21 protein-coding genes are annotated in these 20213 nt (G+C 35.7%); 1 reads left to right on the top strand and 20 read right to left on the bottom strand.

The annotated features are described in order from the left end of the window. Positions 1-213 precede the first annotated feature (213 nt). From IGJ00_RS05655 to IGJ00_RS05635, 5 genes are all read right to left on the bottom strand, one after another. Positions 214-2310, bottom strand: coding sequence for a cation:proton antiporter (locus IGJ00_RS05655; protein ID WP_438844167.1), 2097 nt, complete (start codon positions 2308-2310; stop codon positions 214-216). 12 nt (positions 2311-2322) lie between these two features. Continuing rightward, the gene (locus IGJ00_RS05650) at positions 2323-2598 is read right to left on the bottom strand and encodes a hypothetical protein (protein WP_071866377.1); all 276 of its coding nucleotides are present in this window, start codon (positions 2596-2598) and stop codon (positions 2323-2325) included. 229 nt (positions 2599-2827) lie between these two features. Continuing rightward, a complete protein-coding gene (locus IGJ00_RS05645; RefSeq protein WP_010735761.1) occupies positions 2828-3283 on the bottom strand; it encodes a hypothetical protein in 456 nt (151 codons plus the stop codon). A gap of 265 nt (positions 3284-3548) precedes the next feature. Then, positions 3549-4754, bottom strand: coding sequence for a CCA tRNA nucleotidyltransferase (locus IGJ00_RS05640; RefSeq protein WP_071866376.1), 1206 nt, complete (start codon positions 4752-4754; stop codon positions 3549-3551). A gap of 19 nt (positions 4755-4773) precedes the next feature. Beyond that, a complete protein-coding gene (locus IGJ00_RS05635) occupies positions 4774-5112 on the bottom strand; it encodes a nucleotide pyrophosphohydrolase (RefSeq protein WP_010735763.1) in 339 nt (112 codons plus the stop codon). Between the two features lie 247 nt (positions 5113-5359). On the opposite strand from IGJ00_RS05635, the gene IGJ00_RS05630 reads away from it, so the two are divergent. After that, complete coding sequence (locus IGJ00_RS05630) at positions 5360-6241, top strand: YitT family protein (RefSeq protein ID WP_071866375.1); 882 nt, start codon at positions 5360-5362, stop codon at positions 6239-6241. Positions 6242-6516: 275 nt separating this feature from the next. Here the strand turns inward: IGJ00_RS05630 and IGJ00_RS05625 are convergent, their stop codons facing one another. From IGJ00_RS05625 to der, 15 genes are all read right to left on the bottom strand, one after another. Beyond that, positions 6517-6744, bottom strand: a complete 228-nt coding sequence (locus IGJ00_RS05625) for a hypothetical protein (protein WP_071866374.1) — start codon at positions 6742-6744, stop codon at positions 6517-6519. Between the two features lie 386 nt (positions 6745-7130). Continuing rightward, the gene (locus tag IGJ00_RS05620; RefSeq protein WP_375148137.1) at positions 7131-7478 is read right to left on the bottom strand and encodes an LPXTG cell wall anchor domain-containing protein; all 348 of its coding nucleotides are present in this window, start codon (positions 7476-7478) and stop codon (positions 7131-7133) included. Continuing rightward, a complete protein-coding gene (locus IGJ00_RS05615; protein WP_071866372.1) occupies positions 7459-8154 on the bottom strand; it encodes a hypothetical protein in 696 nt (231 codons plus the stop codon). Before IGJ00_RS05615 ends, IGJ00_RS05620 begins: the two co-directional genes overlap by 20 nt. 69 nt (positions 8155-8223) lie before the next feature. Beyond that, positions 8224-8730, bottom strand: coding sequence for a hypothetical protein (locus tag IGJ00_RS05610; RefSeq protein WP_071866371.1), 507 nt, complete (start codon positions 8728-8730; stop codon positions 8224-8226). 90 nt (positions 8731-8820) lie between these two features. Next, positions 8821-10995, bottom strand: coding sequence for a BspA family leucine-rich repeat surface protein (locus tag IGJ00_RS05605; RefSeq protein ID WP_108173419.1), 2175 nt, complete (start codon positions 10993-10995; stop codon positions 8821-8823). Positions 10996-11036: 41 nt separating this feature from the next. Then, on the bottom strand, positions 11037-11324 hold the full coding sequence (locus IGJ00_RS05600) for a hypothetical protein (RefSeq protein ID WP_074801167.1): 288 nt from the start codon (positions 11322-11324) through the stop codon (positions 11037-11039). 196 nt (positions 11325-11520) lie between these two features. Next, entirely contained in the window at positions 11521-11670 is a 150-nt protein-coding gene (locus IGJ00_RS05595) for a hypothetical protein (protein ID WP_157811372.1), read from the bottom strand. 176 nt (positions 11671-11846) lie between these two features. Next, the gene (locus IGJ00_RS05590; RefSeq protein ID WP_071866367.1) at positions 11847-12215 is read right to left on the bottom strand and encodes a DUF7006 family protein; all 369 of its coding nucleotides are present in this window, start codon (positions 12213-12215) and stop codon (positions 11847-11849) included. 460 nt (positions 12216-12675) lie between these two features. Next, on the bottom strand, positions 12676-13386 hold the full coding sequence (locus IGJ00_RS05585) for a LytR/AlgR family response regulator transcription factor (RefSeq protein WP_071866366.1): 711 nt from the start codon (positions 13384-13386) through the stop codon (positions 12676-12678). 13 nt (positions 13387-13399) lie between these two features. Beyond that, positions 13400-14368, bottom strand: coding sequence for a sensor histidine kinase (locus tag IGJ00_RS05580; RefSeq protein ID WP_071866365.1), 969 nt, complete (start codon positions 14366-14368; stop codon positions 13400-13402). A gap of 728 nt (positions 14369-15096) precedes the next feature. Further along, a complete protein-coding gene (locus tag IGJ00_RS05575) occupies positions 15097-15657 on the bottom strand; it encodes a YpiB family protein (RefSeq protein ID WP_071866411.1) in 561 nt (186 codons plus the stop codon). A 5-nt stretch (positions 15658-15662) separates the two neighbouring features. Continuing rightward, positions 15663-16922 (bottom strand): tetratricopeptide repeat protein, encoded by a 1260-nt coding sequence (locus tag IGJ00_RS05570; RefSeq protein WP_071866363.1) that lies wholly within the window; start codon positions 16920-16922, stop codon positions 15663-15665. Then, a complete protein-coding gene (locus IGJ00_RS05565; protein WP_142433583.1) occupies positions 16923-17969 on the bottom strand; it encodes a hypothetical protein in 1047 nt (348 codons plus the stop codon). A gap of 251 nt (positions 17970-18220) precedes the next feature. Beyond that, complete coding sequence (locus IGJ00_RS05560) at positions 18221-18496, bottom strand: HU family DNA-binding protein (protein ID WP_002290178.1); 276 nt, start codon at positions 18494-18496, stop codon at positions 18221-18223. 246 nt (positions 18497-18742) lie between these two features. Beyond that, entirely contained in the window at positions 18743-20053 is a 1311-nt protein-coding gene (der, locus tag IGJ00_RS05555; protein WP_010735768.1) for a ribosome biogenesis GTPase Der, read from the bottom strand. Positions 20054-20213: the final 160 nt, after the last annotated feature.

The raw sequence follows: 20213 nt of genomic DNA, 5'->3' as shown, positions 1-20213 counted from the left end.
CCCCTTATCTTGGATATTGTAACATAAAACAATTGTTTAAAAGATAGTTTTTTTCGAATATTCTTTTTTTTAGGTAGCATTGCAGATACGTATTCTCTCATTTCATATAACTGAATATCCAGGATTCACAAACCTGACTTCCAGGATAAACTTAATTATTAAGGTTAAACGACTTCTGTCACAACACCATAAAAAAAGAGGAGCTGTGCTTTGTCACAACTTCCTCTTTTGGTCTTGTTTCAATTGAAATTTCTTTGCTTTCGCTTGGAAAGCAAAGCGAAATGAAAAGCGATCTGTCGGCTGATTCATTGTATAGGACTCCAACAGGTTGATATTTCTTCTGTATTGATTTGCAGAAAAAGTCGTGATTGCTTCTGCTACTTCATATTCATCAATGACTTTTCTTTCTAAATAATAACCTCTTAGCATTTTTTTCGTAAATAAACGATCTTGCTGGATCATCCAAGAGGAAATCAGATTACCACTCATCATCCGAATCCCTTGAGCTTTGCGTTGTTCAATGAAGAATCCAATCATCGATTCATCATAAACATCCGTTAGATTCTCCAAACTTTCAATGATCAACTGAGTATTCTTTTGATACGTCTCTCGAATTTCTTGAATATCTTTCTCAGAAATCATGGTTTGGCGATCACTTTGCCGTCGTTGCCAAAACATTTTTGGATGGAGAATGATCCGCATCAGTCGACGTACTACGATGAACCAAAAACCAATGAATGATAAAATTTGACTTGTGATAGACTGTTCAAAGTTAGCCAGGAATCTTGAATAAAAACGATAGCCATTAGAAGACAGCTTCCCAGAACGATATCTTTCATCCAAGCCATCTCGCTCAATCGATAAAATCAATGCTTGGATTTCTTGGACTTCTTGCTTTTCATCGCCACTCAAATCAGATAAATAGAGCTCACTGATTCTTTCTTGGTAAGTCTCAATCACCGCTTCTATCGCTAAATAAGCTTTTGATCCTGGTTCTTCCGCTTCTTTTTCTAAGCGTAGTGTTTCAATCACTTCTTCCAAGATCATCAATGCTTTTAAATCAGTCGTTGCTGCTGCTTCTGTTTCAGTCAACATCGGCAAGACAATGATTCCGATAATCAACGTGACTAGAATAACACCTGCGGTCAAAAACAGGAGTAATGAACGTTGATTGAATGCCATTTGGTTGATCGTAAATGGCAAAATAAAAATAGTTGCTAAACTGACGGTTCCTTTTACGCCTCCGAAGGTTAAGATCAAGACTTCATTCAGTTGTTTCTTGAGACTTTGGAAACCGCCCTTGAATATATAAAACAAGCTGATTGAAACGAAGCGAATGATGAACAGCATGATCGAAATCAATAAGATAATCATTAGCAACAAACTATTCGGATATAAACCGTCACCCCAAACAGGTGTAAAGACTTGTGTCAGTTCGATTCCTAAAAATATAAATACCAGTGCATTCAATGTGAAGGCAATCGTTGTCCATGTACTATTCGACAAAGTTGACAACTCCGCATCAAAGACTGAGATTTTTTTAAATCCTGAGGCTTGTAATACCCCTGCAACCACAGCTGCAATAATTCCTGAAACATGAAAGACTTCGGCTAAAACATATGCTAAGAAAGGCAACAACAATTCAATCAACAAGTAGCCTGTCACGTCACGTGCCGACGCTTTCTCAATCAGACCAATAATTTTTCTTTTCATCCAGACAAGTAAAAAGCCGACGACTGCCCCGCCAATACTTGATAAAATCAATGTAACGCCTGCGTTGACCGCAGAAAACGTTCCAGTGATCAAAGCGGCTAAGGCAAATTGGAAGGCTGTAACGCCAGATGCATCATTCAGTAACCCTTCACCTTCCAAAATATGCATGGCTTTTTTCGGAATGTTCACACGATTGGACAGCGAACTGACTGCCACCGCATCTGTCGGACCTAGTGCTGCACCAAAAGCGAAACACGCGGCTAAAGGAACACTTGGTAACAAAAACGATAACGTTGCTCCGACGCCAATCAAAGTCAAGATCACCCCACCAAAAGCGAGAAACAATATCGTATCGAAATTTTTCAAAATCGAGGCGATATCCGCTTTTTCTCCTTCTCTAAAAAGCAAAGGGGCAATGATCATCACTAAAAATAATTCAGGTTCAAAATTGATGGATTCACCCCATTCGGTCAATCCTAAAATCACGCCAAGAAATATTTGGATCAGTGGTGCAGGGATCATCGGCAAGATACGACTTGCTATGTTGGATAGCGTGATCGTGACTGCAAAAACAATCACTAACTCTGCAAATTCCATGCTTGATCCCCTTTATTTTTTATTTTGTGCAAGAACTTTCAAATATTGCTCTTTTTTCTTTAATATTTTGTTTTCAACAACTTCCGCTTGGGTCACTCGACCATCTAACTCACATTGCACACGTTTTGATTCTAAACGGAGCAATTCGTGTTTCAATCGTCCCAATTGACGATACATCAAGATATTTCTTTTACGCAACTTACATAAGATTTGACGACGATCTTCCATTGAAAAAGTACCATAGTGTTCAACCAGTCGTTTCTTTTGTTCTTCAAAACTCTCTCTCATTTTCAAGATCTCCTATATTCAAACTGCACCAATTATAGCAAAAAGTTCTAAGAATGCAACTAAAACCTTTTTACTTTTACAGTGAAGTGTTTGTTTCAATCCCAGAAACTCATTCTAGTCCAATCACTATAAAATATCAACTGGAATCATAAAATTAAGACAAAAGAAAAACACATGCAAAACCTATTCAAAAGTTTTGCATGTGCTATTTTTTTAACGTCATTCGATCTTATTCGAAATATTCGCCATAAACATCGTCAACACGTTGTTCTGGGTTGATCACAATGTATAAGTTCCCAGTTTTTTCACTGATTTTTGTTGATTGATATTGATTATCTAATCCCTCTGTTCCTTTGTCCAAGTAAGGGAAGTATACTAGATCAGGTGTACCATTGCGATACAAGATTTCCATACGTTCAATATCTTCATATTTCAAAGCACGATTGAACATACCCATTTCCAAACCACCTAGATTGATATCATGAGTAGCTACTGAATCTCCTTCATGGAAGATCTCGATTTTAAAACCGGCACATGGATGGATCTCGATAAATTCGCTTCCATTGATACGACCAAAACTTGTTGTGATTTGTTTGATCCAAAGGTCGCCGATGTGACGACGATTGATCGTCCATGTTTCGCCGTTACGGAAATAAAATTTTAGCGCTGTCATTTCTTTGCTCATTAAAAAAATCTCCTTTTTTGACGCATTATATTCTGTTTCATTACTAGTTTAGCATAAAACAACAAAAGCGGTCATCTCTCATGTTTGCTTTTCTGTCAGCTTTTTTGATAACAATCCTCCTATAAAAGAGAAGAGGGACATGAAAAACATGCTACAAAAAAGCCAAACGCTTCTATAGATAACTCTCATGCCCTTACTTTAGCCATGTCAGTATATGAATAGCCCGCCAATCAAACGTAATTAGTGATTGCCACGGTTTCATTGACTACCCTTGTTGCTCTTTCAGATAAGTTAATAACGCAGCTTGTTCATTCGGTACCAGTCCGTTCACTACCGCTGACTCCGCAAGTGCTAATGCTTCACTGACCCATTTACCTGGTTTTTTCTCACTCGTAGCTAATAACACCTTTCCATCAATGGACAACTCACTCATTGTCTTGATAGGAAGTGCGTGATAAATGTCTAGCACAGTTGTTGTGTCAGGAGTTTGTTGGAAGTAAATCATTAATTCCTCCACATCCAACGATGCGTCTTTTCCAAGATGATAAATCTCCAATGGTGTTAATCGTCGTTCTTGTCGCTTCGCCAATCCTTTGACCAAACGTTGGACTTCTCGAATCATTTGGTTGGAACATTTCCATGCTTTTAAGAAAGGTGCCACCTCTTGCTCTGCTCGACCGAGCTGGTTGAGCAACAATGCCCAAGCTTGACTTTCTTTTTTTAATGGAATAGATGGTAAATCGGCAAATCGTAGTAATGCCTCACCATCTTCTTTTAATTGTGGACAATAGATGTAACATTTTGTTTCAACAAATGCGACCAAGCCATGATTACGAAAATCCCCTAAAAGCATTTTGATAAATTCAACATTCATTCGTTCAATAGAAATTTTCTCCAATAAGGCATGGTTGTCTTCGATTGCCTTGGCTGTTTCTTCTTCTAATTTGAATCCTAACTGGCTCACAAAACGAAGGCCACGCATCATTCGCAAGGCATCTTCATGAAATCGTTCAAAAGGCCGGCCAACTGCTCGTAAGACGTGATTTTCTAAATCAGCCAAGCCGTCGAATAAATCGATGATTTCACCATCTTCTTTCAAAGCAAAAGCGTTGATCGTAAAATCTCTTCGCTTTAGATCCTCTTCTAGTGTACGAACAAATGAAACACTGTCGGGTCGTCGATAATCTTGATAGGTCGATTCCGTACGAAATGTCGTGATCTCATATTGCTCCTCTTCATGCAAGACGAGAACCGTTCCATGTTCGATCCCAATGTCGATCGTTTTTGGAAACAACTGCTTGATTTCTTCTGGAAACGCACTAGTAGCAATATCTACATCATGAATTTTTTGTCCGAGTAACGTGTCTCGCACACTACCACCAACAAAGTACGCCTCAAATCCAGCTGCCTCGATTTTTCTTATTACTGGAATTGCTTTTTTATATTCGATCGGTAATTCACTTAGTCTCATTTTTACTCCTTCTATCCTCTCACTGTTCCTCATCTTTTCGGGCAAAACGATGATGGTCCCTTCGATTGAACTTCTCCATATTTTTTTCAAATACCGTCGTCAAATCAATTCCTAACGAGTTTGCCATGATCATCGTTACAAATAGAACATCGCCTAATTCTTCCGCCACTGAATTACTAGGTTCTGTTGCTTTTTTACTTTTTTCGCCATATGAATGATTGACCTCTCGTGCCAATTCACCTACTTCTTCGGTCAGACGTGCCATTTGCGCCAATGGCGAAAAATACCCAACTTTAAATTGTTGGATGTACGCATCGACCTCTTCTTGCATACTTTTTAGTGAACGCTCTTCTTTCATTAAGAACCCTCCAATCATCTCTTCCTAAAAAACTTTACAGCAAAACCGCAAGAAGTGCAATTGTGAAAACAAAGAATACATGCTACATTATGTTAGGTATACTTAATAAATTCTTAGCATCAAGCCAACTTGGTCTATTCTATAACTATAAAAAATGAATAACTAGTTTCCTAATCCCTAGGTTTATATCTAGGATTTACCGCTTGTTGCATAATGAATCATATCAATAGTAGAAAGTGGGGATTCGATGACATCATTGAAAACAATGAAAGAAGTTTTTTTTATTATTTTAGGAACAAGTATTTATGCTTTTGGACTAGTCTATTTGAATATCGCAAACCAGCTAGCTGAGGGTGGAGTTTCAGGTATTACCCTGATTTTGCGTGCTCTTTTTCATATCGACCCAGCTTATTCTACTTTATTGATCAATATTCCATTGATCCTACTAGGCGGAAAAATATTAGGAAAACGCGCGCTCGCGTATACTGTCTTAGGCACTGTCTCGCTTTCTGTCTTCTTATGGATTTGGCAAAGGATTCCCTTACAAATCAACTTAGAGCATGATTTACTGATCGTCTCTTTACTTGCAGGACTGATTGCCGGAGTCGGCAGCGGGATCGTTTATCGTATGGGAGGTACTACAGGAGGAAGTGACATCATCGCTCGGATACTTGAAAAAAATCATGGAATCTCTATGGGACGTTCCCTTTTAGCTTTTGATGTGATAGTTTTACTTGCTTCATTAACTTATATCGATTTGAAGCGGATGATGTACACGTTAATCGCTTCCTATGTATTTAGTCGTGTCATCGATTTTATCCTTGATGGCGGCTACTCTGCCAAAGGGATTCTTGTGGTCTCAAATAAAAGTGAGGAAATTGCGCCTTTATTGATGACTGGCTTACAACGTGGTGTCACATTCTTGCACGGAGAAGGTGGTTTTTCTGGTGTCGATAAAAAAATGATCTATATGGTAGTAAGTGCCAGGGAATTAAATGAAGTAAAACGGATCATTCATGAAATTGACGAACATGCCTTTCTTTCGATTCTAAATGTCCATGAAGTAGAAGGAGAAGGCTTTACGTATCTCAAACCACAAACGAATCGGTTTAAAAAAATGATAGAATGATTTTGAATCAAGCAACCTGATACTGAAGCTTTCTACGTATATAGAATAACGTGGTTCTGTGTATTCCGCGATCAAGCAGTTGCACATTTCTACCTAGAAATATTCTCAGTTCATTCCAAAGCACTTGGGTGATTAGTTATTTTGTGCTTCCTAAAACCGAATATATAGTATTCGACAAGTTTACCTTAAAAATTATTAATTACGCAAGGTACTTAAAGCTTGTAAATTTACTCCCCAAAAAGTAAATTTACAAGCTTTTATTTATCCAGATATTCTTAGATTTGATCTCCACTTAATGACAAACAGTTCTTAGCAGAGTCTGTCTCTTTCTCTTTGTAGGAAAGTGTGATCTTATTCTCACTTTCTTTAACTGGTACTAACAGAATCTTGTCATCTTCTTTTGCTACTTTATATTCTATTTCTTCTCCACTACCATCAATTTTTCTAATTAATTTATTTCCTTTTAAGCTATATTCAAATTTGAATACCATTTCTTCTGCCATTGATTTTGCTAAATCTTTATCTATCTCTTTCCACCTACCTGTAGCTATATCAATATTAAAAGTAAACACATGATCCGAAAAAAGGCAATCAGCTTATGCCCCACTTTGTCATCCAATCCTTCCGCCATCCATTCATTCGCTTTAAGATCCTTTACTGTAATCAGTTGCTTCTTCATTTACCTTTAGATCCATTGCTGTTTCAATGTTCGTCCATCCATTAATGAATATCAAAGATGCGAGTATCCATAGACCACAGACCACAAAATAATTTTTTTATTTTTAGACAAATTTCCTAGACTTAAGTTAGTCATTTTTTCTTATAAGAAGTCATTAGATGACCGCTTGAAAAATCTTTAATCAATCGAAATTCCAACCGACACAATGCTTCATACACTGGATTTTCTTTGGTGAAAGATGAAGTGATTTTTTATTCTATAGATTATTAATGCACTGAGAATAATTCCGCCAAACACAGATAACCCCCATGAAGTTCTCGTTCCTGTTTTAGGAAGTCTTCTTTCGTAGACGACCGTTTTTTTCCTAAAGTCTTCATCGCTTAGTTTAGTCTCATCTGTATTATGACTATTTTCGATTGTTTGCCCGATTTTGCCTTCTACAGGTAGTTCAACGCTCTTGATTGATTCTGGCTGTTGGAGGCATATAATGCTTATAAAACATACCAAAACAATAATCAATATTGTCTTAAAACTAATCTTATTCAATAGGCTCTCCATCCCAGACATTAGCTCCATTAGGTGTTAGTGGCGTTAGTTTTATGGTCAGTTCATGTTCTGCAACTATACCTTCAGTGATTAAGGGAAAAATACTTCCTATTACCCCGCTAAATTGAAATGTTGTATCTTTTTTCCAACCCAATTGGTCTTCTAAAATCTCATTTTCAGTCACATTAGTTGGATTTGATCCAGCACTTAATTCCATTAGTACATTATTCACCGCCTCTAACGCTGAAGCAGAGCCTTCACTAATCAGTTGTATCTGCTCCGCACCAATACCGTAATTGGGTGTTACTAAATATAAATTTTCAAATAATGGAAAAGTGTCCTCCGTCTCTTTCTTATTGCTATATTGGATTACTTCTACTCTTACTGGTAAAGAAGAATTATTTTTAATCTTATGATCTGCAGAACTAATCTTTTCAGTTTTTGTCGCTCCAAAAAAAAGTTGTTCAGGCAGATCAACTGAAATCATTAACTCTGGCTCTATTGGAAATGTCGGTATTGGATCAGTAGGATTAATTGCCTTTTCACCAATTTTCCCCTCGACATCTATAGTTGCTTCTGAATTTTGTTCATGTGTTTTTGCTTCAACCAATGCACTATTAATTGATAAACCTCCTGCGCCTAATAGTAATCCACTAAATAATGTAATTAAAATATTCTTTTTTAACATTTTTGCTCCTCCTAAATTTATATATTTATCATAAACATTATGTTTAATCTCTATTTTTATTTGCTTAACTTATACTACTTCAATGATTGTCGCAACTGCACCCATGCTACTATTGAGTAATTTTTTATCCAGATCATAGCTCTCTATCGTAACTGTTGCTTTGTATTTTCCAGATTTCAAAGGTTCAGACAATTTAATATTCTCAATAAAACTTCCTGGCTCTATTACTCCGGACTGATATATGATTTTATTACTGTCATCCAATCTGATCACCGCTTGTTGACCGATTTGATTGTCTTTATCATTGTAAAAATACCATTTCCCTGTTTGTCCATCCGCCTCTATGCTAATCAGTGCATATGCAGTGATATTTTGTGTTTCTTGTACCACTTCATCTAGGTTTTCTATTGCTTGGTCACCCTGAACAATTTCTGGCATAGTATCTTTGGAGTATACTTCATTTGTTTTTTGTGAATAATACAATATGGTAAGTATCACTAAGCATCCTGTAAGAATGATCAGTAGGATTATCTTGCGCTTTCTTTTACTTTCATCTTTATACTTTTTGTTCTCCATTGCTTCTCTCCTCATTTGTTATATATATTTCCGTTGATTCGGTACTTTTATTCATTAAAGTTTTGAATGCTGATCCTAGACCCAATAATCTTAGCTTCCCCATATATTATTACCATCCGCTGTTAAAGGAATAAATTTTAATTTCAATTCATGGTTGACTGTCCTCAAGTCATTCTCATTAAATTGATCTTCATATATGGCACCATCAAATTGAAAATTCCAATTATTTCTCCAGCCATTTTGTATCAATTCTTCATTTTTTTCCGAGTCGATTACATTAATATTTTGTTCTGAACATAAATTAAATAATGTGGTTTCAGCAGATATATCGCCGTTTCCTTTATCAATTAACGATACATCGTTTCCTTCACTATATTCATCAATTTTTAATTTCAAAGATTGAAACAAGCTGAAAGAAAAATCTGTATCAACATATTCTGTAACAACAACTCGCAATGGTAATCTCGAATTATTAGCAATATTAAATTTATTTGAAACAATTTTTTCGCTAGTTATTGCGCCAAACGATACCTTTTCTGGAACATCTACAGAGATCATCATACTTGGATCGTAACCACTTGCGACATATGTTCCCGCCATATTATTTCCATCATAATTTGTCATTAATTCACCGTTAGAATAGACTTTCCCATTTGGTGTGTCCTCGTCCCCATCTCCAATAGCCTGCCATAAATCCTCATTTTTTCCGTTAAAAGCTGGGGGCAGCTTCCCATCCATATTGTTATTAAAACTAAAATTTTGTCCTAAAATAATCTTTCCCAATTTACTTGTCTGAAAAAACATATGAGATAAATCTGTTACATGGTTCATATCAAAGTTACTTAAATCTATACTTGTCAAACTACTCGCTCCGCTAAACATACTAGACGTATTTGTTACTTTGTTAGTATCAAAGTTACTTAAATCTACACTCGCTAAACTACTTGCTCCACTGAACATACTAGACATATTTGTTACTTTGCTAGTATCAAATCCACTTAAATCTACACTAGTCAAACTACTTGCTCTGTTAAACACGCTAGACATATCGGTTACTTGACTCGTATCAAATGTACTTAAATCTATATTTGTTAAGCTCTTAGTATTCATAAACATATGAGCCATTTTTAATACTTTAACTTTTTCATCTGCTTCATAAAACTCTACTTGCTCAAGGTGCGTCGCATGTCTAAACATGCTGTTCATGTCTATATTTTCATTGCTTAGCTTCCCAAATTTTACTGTACACAGTTGACTCTCATCTATAGTCCCGTCATTATTTTGATCTGTATACTGATCTTGAAACATACTAGACATGTTTGTCACCTTTTCAAGATTTAAATTTCTTAAATCTATATTCGTTAAATTTCGTGCATCCTTAAACATACTAGACATATTTGTTACATTTCCTGTGTCTAATTCATTGATATCTAAGTTGTCACTACTTAATCCCGTACCATAAAACATGGCAGACATCGTAGTTACGTTACTAGTATCCAAACCAGTAATATTCAATTCCTTTAAACTACTAGTTCCTAGAAGCATCGCAGACATATCAGTCACTTTACTCGTATTTAGCCCCGTTAAGTCTAGTTCTTCCAATGCACTAAGACCATAAAATGTGCTATCCATATTAGTTGGATTAACACTGCTAAGGATTAATTTATCTAATCCCGTTATTGATTTACATTTATATAAATTTCTAAATGCACCTGCCAGACTAGATCCTACCGTAATTTCAGAACTGATTTCTATACTAGTAATCTTTTCATTCCAAGAAGCCCATGGTGATTTTTCAACATCAAAATTACTAGATTCCCATTTTCCACCACTTGTCATTTTTAGTTTCCCATCGTCATAAAGTTCCCAATTAACAGTTCCAACCTGTCCTTTTGCACTTACTGCTTTTTCTTTTTGGACATCTTTTATATGTGTATATGTTTTAGTGTTATCTGTATTATCTTTTTGCTCTTCTTGTGTACCATTAAGTCCGCTTGTTTCTGTCGTCGAACTTGTCGGAGGTCCTTCTTCTACGCTCTCAGTAGAATCTTCTACACGGATCTCCTCTTCCTCAGATGACTGCATACTTTCATCTAAAGATTCTGATGAATCCGTAGTACTTTCTTCTGAGGAATCCAATGTAGCTTGTGAATAATCTTCTTCCAGACACATTACAATCGGTGTAAAGTTAGAAAGTAAAAGATTCATGAGTACGAATCCAATAATTGCAAACTGATATGTGCTTTTTCTCTTCTTATCCATCATTCATCGGTCTCCTCTCCGAAAGTTCATCTACACATAACGTTTTAATTTGTACGTTGCCATTTATTGTAGCTTATAATCAACAAATAACTGATCACATAGACAGTGCCAAAACTTGTGATATATGTTGTCGCCAACAGCCAAATAATTTTCCACATATCAAAATAGTGGAAGAGTATTCCATGATTACTCTCATTTGATCCTTTTATCCCTAAAATTTCAGTAATCGCTAGATAATAATCGAGCTGGAAAGCAATGATATAACTTAAACAAAATGCCCCAACAAACATCAGACTCAGGAATACTATATTTTGTAATCTTTTAATTTTCATCCTTTATTACTCCCCCATTGCTCGTTTCACATTTGAAAGCTTAACACCATTTTTTATTTATTCTCTCTTACCTACACAAACAACGAAGAAGTCTTCCTAAACAAAAAAAAAGATACGCTCAGGACATCCTAAACGTATCTTCCACTTTATTCATAAAATTACTTGGTCATCCAAACAATAGCTTTTGAACAACACTTTAACCTTTATTTTTTTGTTTATAGATCATTAGCCCAACCAAGACAGCCCCTAATAAATAGATGACAGCGGCCACCATTTCTTTAGTGTTTAAGACCATTTCCTTATTTGCTGTAAAACGATCATTTTCTTGATCCCTTAATATTTCCATCTTCTGGATTTCTGCTATCGCAACCTCTTGATTATTTCTAAATAATAGAAAAGATAAAATCAGAAAGCCTACAAAGAGAAGAAACAGCACACTACAAACGATTAATAATTTTTCATGTAATACATCCTTTTTTTATTAAATAAGACATTTAAACTAAATCCATTGTTGCTACAAACTTAAAATTTCTTAACTGATGTTTCACTCATAAAAATCAGTGAGTATGGTGGCACTCCTTTTCTCTCATATCCGCATATTTCTAGATTAAAAGATACATATTCTTTTTCGATCAGATGAATGATTTCCTCATCTGTATAACCGAATCGCTCTCCATTTAACCAGATATCTGTCAATTGTATTTTTACATCTAAAGCAATTGCTTTAAAAAAAACGGATTGTAGCGTATCTTCTACTGGCAGATTCATTAATCGAATTAATTCTTCTAACTTATCCTCTGCATAGTGACATAGCGAAGGATAGAGTGCCTTATACTTATTTAAAATTTCAGTATAGTAATTTATGTAATTTTCAAATGATAGTTGATCCATATATTTGCTTCATAACGTAGAATAAAAATAATCAGTCTATTCTTGTCTGACGTTACGCTCCCCTTATTTTATATTTTTTCAAACCTATATGATTTAAGAAGTATACTTTTCTTGTATTGATATTCACCCTCTTAAACTAAAAAAAACTGCTTACCAAAGAAATTAAAGCTGATACTAAAACAAAAGCAGAAAAAGTTGTATAAAACACGCATACTATAAATATCACCCAGATTCTACTAATAAAATTTGTCATCTTCTTCCCTCCCTTTACTAGTACTAGTTCCTCAAGTTTAACAGACGTGATCTATCTTTAACTTCTTATAATTTATTATTTTAAGATAGATATTTCCCATAATGAAAGTTATTTCCTAAAGCATAAAAAATAGAAACCAAATCAACAAAAACAAGCACTTAGGAATTCCTAAGTGCTTGACTAAGTGATTGATACGTTATTATTCTTTTACAATTTATTTATTGCTCTGGAAGAAACTAAACAGATTTCCCCGTTTTTCATGATAAGCTCCCGATTGGTTTTATCAATTTCTGTAATATTATTTTTATTAACAAGAAAAGAACGGTGACAACGATAAAAGGCATCTACTTGCTTTTCAATGTCATTTAGACTTCCGTAAAACTCAATTTGCCGATTTTGCGCGTGCATGATCACTCGATGTTTATTGCCTGACGTTTCAAAAAACATGATATTATCCAATTCTTCTGTGATAATGCGATTGTTCAGTTCAATTTTAAACGTCAAAGTTTCATTGACCAATTTTTGGTACGAGTGGACATAATCGATATTCTCAACGATTTGCTTTCTCATTTCCTTAAACTCACCTTTATTGATGAAATCTAATGCTTCTAATTTGTGTTTGAACGTATACTGCATCAATTCAACATGGGTAGTGACGAATACGATAAACGAATCCTTGTCTTTTTCTCTGATTTTTGAAGCCATTTGTAAGCCATTGATTGTCGTATTCAAATCAATATCAATAAAGTATAGGCCACTGGGCTGATGTTTTTCTACATAGGCTAAAATCTCCTGAGGGTTGTCTGTTGCTAAGGAAATCCTCATATCATATCCTTCAGCATTTATATAGTCATGGATGAAATTTGTTAATTTTCTTCTCTGATCTTTTTCATCTTCACATATAAAAATTTCTATCATAGGTTGCTCCTCTTTAGTAGTTAATCGAAATTTCTTGAAAGAAAAAATGTTTTTCATCGTCCACATACGTATTAAGACTCACATTCTCACAATCAGAGAAGATTTCTCTAAGATTACTTAATCCTAACCCTCGATTTTCTCCTTTTGTAGAAAAGCCTTGTTTAAAGATCAAATGTATAGGGGGAGTCTCTCGATACGTATTTTTAACGAGAATAAAATGCTCATTCTTTTTTTCCACAAAAGATAGATCCAATTGAGGTTCCTCGGATTCTTTCGCTGCTTCCATGGCATTATCCAAGATAATTCCAAGTGCACGACTTAATTTCAGTGTATCCATATGAAAATTTTCAACTGGATCAACTATATCAACGATCAAACGAATCTCTGATTTTTGTGCTTGCAATAATTTTGTTGCTAAAATAGCTTTGATTTCTGGGATTCTTATATAAGTCAAACGTCCTAGTTGTGCATCATTTTTTTCGATTTTTTCTCCCAATGGTCTGATTTTATCAGAAAAGTAGACTTGCAATCCTTTTACATCTTCTTGTTCTAAATATCCAGACATTGTTGTCATGATATTGAGATAATCATGGCGTATCTTTCGAATTTCATCATTTTGTTTTTCCAACTCTTTCATGTATATACTGAGTTGCTGGTTTTGTTTTCGTTCATTCTCGATTTTCAAGTTATTGAAAATCACTCTAAAAAGGATGAACACAACGAGTAATAGAACGATGCTAAAAATTGTAAATAAGATGATGTTTCCTCTAATCCTGTCATCATTTAAAAAATCATCAATTTTTATGAAATAAATGTTTATTGAAAATATGATTTCCCCAAGTAACGGAAATAATATAAATAGGATTCCATACTTTCCATCTAATAAATCATCGATCGAATATCTTCTCATAAATAATCTAGTGATGAAGGAACCAATGATGACAATTGCTGCTGATAGGAAATTTTCGATTACTGTAACCATTATTATTTGTGAAGATTCCTGAATGCTATTTATATCATATATTTGCCATAACAATAATTCTGCAAGGAAGATCGAACTCGTTTGTAAAACCATTGGAATAGAGCAGATAAAAATACTTTTGATTATTTTTTTTGTCTTATAATAGCTGATCAGAAAGAATAAAATGAACAGTATTATACTCAACCCATTAATTTTCGGGAAAGTTATTTTCACAAAAAATAATGGAATAAAGCTAACAGTCATCAAGCTAGTTAACTTCCAACCTAATCTACCTTCACTTAAAATGTATATCCCTATAACTAAAGGGAGAGTTTCAATAACCCAAAATAAAAAAGATAAAAAATCCATGATTATTACTCCTATAATCATTATAGCGCTTACTTACAGCTGATATTATTCAACTAGGAAGTATGCTTTTTAAAGCAATTATTCGTGAATGAACAATCGAGGAACGCAATTTCAAATAAAATACTTTCATTTCAAACGATTTGGTTTTCTCAAAATGCTTGAGCTGCTTAAAAAATCCTCAATAATCCTCAATATAAAACCTCTCTACATTATACATTACATTTATTGATGAAGCGATGTCTTAAAAAATAACCTTCCTACGAGAAGTCCATAACGCCATATTCAAACTTCATTTTAGCTTCATTAAATTATATAAAAGCAGTGGATAAAGTATTCAAAGAATACCTTACCCACTACTATCATTTATTTTTCTAATAAACTCAGCTCTTACTCTTCTGTGGCGCTTGAAGGATCATGCGGTTCACTTCATCTGATAGTTCAAGAAACGCATCTTTATCGCCTTCTTCTAATGCCTGATCGATCTGTTGGTAAAGCATGCTTAGTTTTGCTGCTTGCTCTTTTTCTTGGAAATAATGCTCGATTAATTCTGTTGATTCTTCACTGATTGCATCTTCCCATGAGGCTAACGGATTATCTTCGATGATTGCTAAATATTCTTTCGTTTGCCACGCATTTTCAAAAAGGCATTCGACATAAAGTGGATTTTTCCAGTTCAGACGGATTTCATGGAAGATCTGATCAGTATCAGTAAATTCCTTTCCATCTAAAAATAGCTTCATCGGTTCACCTTCATATGAAAGATCGGTGATCTGTAAACCACGTCTTGTTAAGTTTGCACCTTCAACAAAACGCACATTGTGTAAGATTGCTTCATGATTTGCCAGATAGTTCAAAATCCAAAATACTTCTCTGCGACTGAAAGAGACATGGTTAACCATCCAAGTTAAGAAATTCTTCTTTTCTTTAACATCAATCAACATATTCATCACCTCTCTGTTAAATCATCTAATAGCGACAAGACCTCCATATCCCCCGGTTCATAAGTTAAATATTGTTCCAATAATTCTCGTGTTTTTGCTAATTGACCCTCTTCACGTAAGAATAAAGCATATTCTTTCAAGAAATCTGGTTCATGATCTAATTCATGGGCTGCTTGTTCATAATGGACTGCTGCTACCGCAAAATCTTCTAATTGATTATAGGCATGAGCGAGGTTCCATTCTGCATATGGATTAGCAACTTCTTCCATTTGGTTGACTGTTTGAACAACGTCTTCATAACGTTCTTGATCCAAGTAAAGATTACTCAACGTCAATAACGTTTCATCTTGTTTGTCACCGACGGTCAATGCATCAAGTAGTAACTTCTCTGCTTTTTCTTTGTCATGTAGACGAAAGGCATTTTCCGAAGCTAAGTGATAAAGTTCTACTTGGAATGGGTTCTCTTTGATACCATCTTCTAAGACTTGTTGTGCTTCTTCGATCATCTCTTCTTCTTGAAGGGCCTGACCTAGATAAAGGTATAAAGATTGATACTGTGGATTCAATTCCCGTAATTCTTGCAAATAATTGATAGCTTTTTCGTTCTCATGTAATTGTAGATTCGTGAACGCTAATTGGAACAGACGATCATCTGTCCGCTCTTCGGCTAAAGCAGCTTCCAGTGGTGGGATTGCTGCTTCAAAATCCCCTTGCATACTCAACGATTGTCCTAAGCGTTCTTGCATGGAAATACTAGAAATTTCTTCTATACCATTCGCTAACAACATTTCGTAAAGTGCGGAAGCTTCATTAAAGCGGTCAACTGAAAAATACAATTCAGCTAATGCAAATTGAATCAATGGTTCTTCAGGTAATAATGTTGCGGCTTCTTTCAATTTTGCTTCACTTACTTCAGGAATACCGATTACTTGATACAAGTCGGCGATTGCTAATAATGCTTGCGGATAGTATTCACTATCTTGCTGGATTTTTTCTAAATAGTCAAATGCCTGATCGATCTCATTGTCTTCGATCGCAATTTCTGCCAACGGAATATTCCATTCATCATTTTCAGGCGATACAGTTAGCAGATGCTCAAAAATTGCCTTTGCTTCTTCTAAAAAACCGATGGCTAATAATTCTTCTCCTAATTCCTGTAACACATCAGCCGGATCTTCTTGGAGCGCTTTTGCCAAGTATTCATTTGCCTCTGTCAAATTTTCGTCTGCTAATGCTTGTAGCATTTTTTCACTATTTGTCATCATCTAAATCCCTCTAATCTCTTGAACGATCCTTTCATAGGACGCCATTGTTTTCAATAGTTCTTGTTCGTTTGGCAATTGATATCCATCTATTATACCAATTTTTTCCAAAACGAGAATTTTTTTGCTCTTTTCCGCTAAAACCAGCACATTTTCTAGATAATCCATTTTTGATATCTCTTCAGGCCAAGTAATCGGATAACCTAGATGTTGCAGCCAGATAAAAAAATTCTTCAATTGGAAAGAAAGCGACTTGATTTCTGAATTCCAGATAAGTTGCATCAAGATACCTAAAAATTTTTTCATACTGGCGGAAAGCAAATGACTATTTTCAGTCAGATAAAAAGCTTGCTCAAATAGTTTACCATAATTTGTCACTTGTTCAGCGTCTTCTTGATAAAAATAAATGATTTCTTCTAGCATACCAGCAAAAGGACGATTGAATAATTTTTCGCGATTCGGATAATTTTTGTAAAGATTTTGAAGAAACGGATGATCACAGACTAACCCGCAACAGATAAAAATCAAAAAATCGATTTGTTTCCCTTCGATTTGCTTTTCACTGATCGTCCGATCATAAATGATTCGTTCTGGAAGGTTCGTCGTTTGAAGAGCCGATTCGTTAGGCCCGTGTAATATCTCGCATTGAGGATTCAGTGCCCGTGCCATGGAGCGGATCGAGACGGGGATCAACCAAAGTGTAGTCTGAAGATACGTATGTTTTTGAAAGAAGCCCGCCAACTCCATAATTCCCTCATTGCCAAAACCTATTACTAAAAGCGGTCGATTTTCGGGATAGCGTCTCGCATAGGATAAGAGACTATGCAATTCAGACAATTGATTACACTGCGTATTGCCACAAATATACCAATCAATCGCTAACTTGTTCGTGAATGACTGTGTCATTTTCTCAGCGTATAGATCATAATAACGTTGGTTCGTCAAAAAAAGAATCGCTTGATCAATCGATTCATTTTTCAACTGACTGACAAATGTTTCCCCATAAAAGATTGTTGTTTCTTCTTGTTGGTAGCGATAGGATAACTCCATGTTGCCCTCCCCTTTTCTTTTATTTTACCATTAGTAAGTAAAATAAAAAAAGAATAAGAAAAACTAGTATATGGACCCATGCCTTTTTTTGATCGACTCTATTCTTTTATTTGATATGTAAAGAGTTCCATTCGGTTGCTGAACTATTTGGTTGTCGCCTTTCTACTGCTTTCCGCCACTTTTATCCATATCCATCTATATAAAAAATAAAGCGCCTGTAGCCGTAGCCACAAGCGCTTTTTTCAACTGTCTTATTTAACAGCGTCTTTCAATGCTTTACCTGGTTTAAATGCAGGTACTTTGCTAGCTGGGATTTCGATTTCTTCACCAGTTTGTGGGTTACGTCCTTTACGAGCCGCGCGTTCGCGTACTTCAAAGTTACCAAAACCGATTAATTGAACTTTTTCGCCGTTAGCTAAAGCATCTTGGATAGTTGAAAATACAGCGTCAACTGCTGCAGTTGCGTCTTTTTTAGTTAAATCTGTAGCTGAAGCAACTTTTTCGATTAATTCTGCTTTATTTGCCATGGATAGATTCACCTCCTCCAACAAGAGATATGATAGGAACATCATTTTAGTTTAAAAACTTTCTGAGTGGTCCAGAAGTTTATAAGAAATATTGATTAAGTTTCAATATTCTGTTATCACGATATCATATGAATCGCTTAATAGCAAGGTTTTTGGCATTATTTAACCGCTTTTTTTAGTCATAAAAACGTAATACAAAAATATGCTTATTTTTTTTGAAAAAAACGGACTACTATGGTAAAATGCCTATTTTCTTCGACGTGGTATAATTCGGATCGAAGTTCCTTCAAACGTAAATGCTTTTCTGATTTGATTTTCCAAAAAGCGTTCATAAGAGAAATGCATCAATTCTTCTTCATTAACAAAAACAACAAAGGTTGGCGGTTTGACTGCGACTTGTGTTGCATAGAAAATCTTTAATCGTTTACCTTTATCTGTCGGTGTCGGGTTGATTGCTACGGCATCCATGATCACATCATTCAAGACTGCTGAAGAAACACGTAAGTTTTGGTTCATACTCACTTCTTCGATCATTTCAGGCAAACGTTCTAATCGTTGTTTGGTCACAGCTGAAACAAACAGAATCGGCGCATAGTCTAAGTAACGGAATTCTTCACGGATCTCTTGTTCGAAGTCACGCATCGTATTCGTTTCTTTTTTGACTAAGTCCCATTTATTGACAACGATGATCACACCACGGCCAGCTTCATGCGCATAGCCAGCTACTCGTTTATCTTGTTCACGGATGCCTTCTTCTGCGTTCAAGACCATTAACACAATGTCTGAACGGTCAATCGCACGCATGGCACGCATCACGCTGTATTTTTCTGTGGTTTCATAAACTTTACCACGTTTTCTCATACCAGCTGTATCGATCATCATGAATTTTTGACCGTCTTCTGAGACGAAGTGCGTATCGATAGCATCACGCGTCGTTCCTTCGATGTCCGAAACAATCACTCGGTCTTCACCTAGGATCGCATTGATCAAGGAAGATTTCCCTACATTCGGGCGACCGATCAAACTGAATTTGATGGTATCATCCTCTTCTTCTTCTGCTTCTTCATCAAAGAATTTCACTGCTTCATCTAAGATGTCGCCGATCCCTAATCCATGACTTCCAGATACAGGGTAGGGATCACCTAGACCTAGTGCATAAAATTCATAGATATCATTTCTCATTTCAGGATTGTCGACTTTATTAACGGCTAAGATCACCGGTTTATTGCTACGATATAAAATTTTTGCTACGACTTCATCTGCATCAGTGATGCCTTCACGGCCACTGACGACACAGACGATTACATCTGCTTCATCGATTGCGATTTCTGCTTGGTGCTTGATTTGATCCATAAATGGTTCATCGCCTAAGTCGATCCCACCAGTATCAATAATACTGAAATCACGACCTAACCATTCCCCTTTAGCATAAATACGATCACGAGTAACTCCTGGAGTATCTTCGACAATCGAAATACGCTCACCAGCGATACGGTTAAAAATCGTCGACTTACCGACGTTTGGGCGACCAACGATTGCAATTGTTGGATTTGCCATATTTTTTCCTCCTCACATGTTTCCAATCTCACTTAGTGTACCGAATACTTCGCGAACTTTCAAGCTTAGATCGGTGAACATTCAAGTATTTTTCTGGATCACTACCTATTACAAAAGAAAATGGTCTGGGACGTAATCCCCAGACCACTTGTTTTACACA

Source organism: Enterococcus sp. AZ062 (assembly GCF_051715065.1).
GTDB classification, from domain to species: Bacteria; Bacillota; Bacilli; order Lactobacillales; family Enterococcaceae; genus Enterococcus_B; species Enterococcus_B mundtii.
The sequence above is the reverse complement of the archived record's forward strand: the minus strand, read 5'-3'. Positions and strand labels throughout refer to the sequence as shown.

What these genes read in the sequence shown, in the direction of transcription:
- IGJ00_RS05655 (WP_438844167.1), bottom strand. Translation starts at nt 2,310, where the DNA reads ATGGAATTTGCAGAGTTAGTGATTGTTTTTGCAGTCACGATCACGCTA.
- IGJ00_RS05650 (WP_071866377.1), bottom strand. Translation starts at nt 2,598, where the DNA reads ATGAGAGAGAGTTTTGAAGAACAAAAGAAACGACTGGTTGAACACTAT.
- IGJ00_RS05645 (WP_010735761.1), bottom strand. Translation starts at nt 3,283, where the DNA reads ATGAGCAAAGAAATGACAGCGCTAAAATTTTATTTCCGTAACGGCGAA.
- IGJ00_RS05640 (WP_071866376.1), bottom strand. Translation starts at nt 4,754, where the DNA reads ATGAGACTAAGTGAATTACCGATCGAATATAAAAAAGCAATTCCAGTA.
- IGJ00_RS05635 (WP_010735763.1), bottom strand. Translation starts at nt 5,112, where the DNA reads ATGAAAGAAGAGCGTTCACTAAAAAGTATGCAAGAAGAGGTCGATGCG.
- IGJ00_RS05630 (WP_071866375.1), top strand. Translation starts at nt 5,360, where the DNA reads ATGACATCATTGAAAACAATGAAAGAAGTTTTTTTTATTATTTTAGGA.
- IGJ00_RS05625 (WP_071866374.1), bottom strand. Translation starts at nt 6,744, where the DNA reads ATGGCAGAAGAAATGGTATTCAAATTTGAATATAGCTTAAAAGGAAAT.
- IGJ00_RS05620 (WP_375148137.1), bottom strand. Translation starts at nt 7,478, where the DNA reads ATGGAGAGCCTATTGAATAAGATTAGTTTTAAGACAATATTGATTATT.
- IGJ00_RS05615 (WP_071866372.1), bottom strand. Translation starts at nt 8,154, where the DNA reads ATGTTAAAAAAGAATATTTTAATTACATTATTTAGTGGATTACTATTA.
- IGJ00_RS05610 (WP_071866371.1), bottom strand. Translation starts at nt 8,730, where the DNA reads ATGGAGAACAAAAAGTATAAAGATGAAAGTAAAAGAAAGCGCAAGATA.
- IGJ00_RS05605 (WP_108173419.1), bottom strand. Translation starts at nt 10,995, where the DNA reads ATGATGGATAAGAAGAGAAAAAGCACATATCAGTTTGCAATTATTGGA.
- IGJ00_RS05600 (WP_074801167.1), bottom strand. Translation starts at nt 11,324, where the DNA reads ATGAAAATTAAAAGATTACAAAATATAGTATTCCTGAGTCTGATGTTT.
- IGJ00_RS05595 (WP_157811372.1), bottom strand. Translation starts at nt 11,670, where the DNA reads ATGGAAATATTAAGGGATCAAGAAAATGATCGTTTTACAGCAAATAAG.
- IGJ00_RS05590 (WP_071866367.1), bottom strand. Translation starts at nt 12,215, where the DNA reads ATGGATCAACTATCATTTGAAAATTACATAAATTACTATACTGAAATT.
- IGJ00_RS05585 (WP_071866366.1), bottom strand. Translation starts at nt 13,386, where the DNA reads ATGATAGAAATTTTTATATGTGAAGATGAAAAAGATCAGAGAAGAAAA.
- IGJ00_RS05580 (WP_071866365.1), bottom strand. Translation starts at nt 14,368, where the DNA reads ATGGTTACAGTAATCGAAAATTTCCTATCAGCAGCAATTGTCATCATT.
- IGJ00_RS05575 (WP_071866411.1), bottom strand. Translation starts at nt 15,657, where the DNA reads ATGTTGATTGATGTTAAAGAAAAGAAGAATTTCTTAACTTGGATGGTT.
- IGJ00_RS05570 (WP_071866363.1), bottom strand. Translation starts at nt 16,922, where the DNA reads ATGATGACAAATAGTGAAAAAATGCTACAAGCATTAGCAGACGAAAAT.
- IGJ00_RS05565 (WP_142433583.1), bottom strand. Translation starts at nt 17,969, where the DNA reads ATGGAGTTATCCTATCGCTACCAACAAGAAGAAACAACAATCTTTTAT.
- IGJ00_RS05560 (WP_002290178.1), bottom strand. Translation starts at nt 18,496, where the DNA reads ATGGCAAATAAAGCAGAATTAATCGAAAAAGTTGCTTCAGCTACAGAT.
- der (WP_010735768.1), bottom strand. Translation starts at nt 20,053, where the DNA reads ATGGCAAATCCAACAATTGCAATCGTTGGTCGCCCAAACGTCGGTAAG.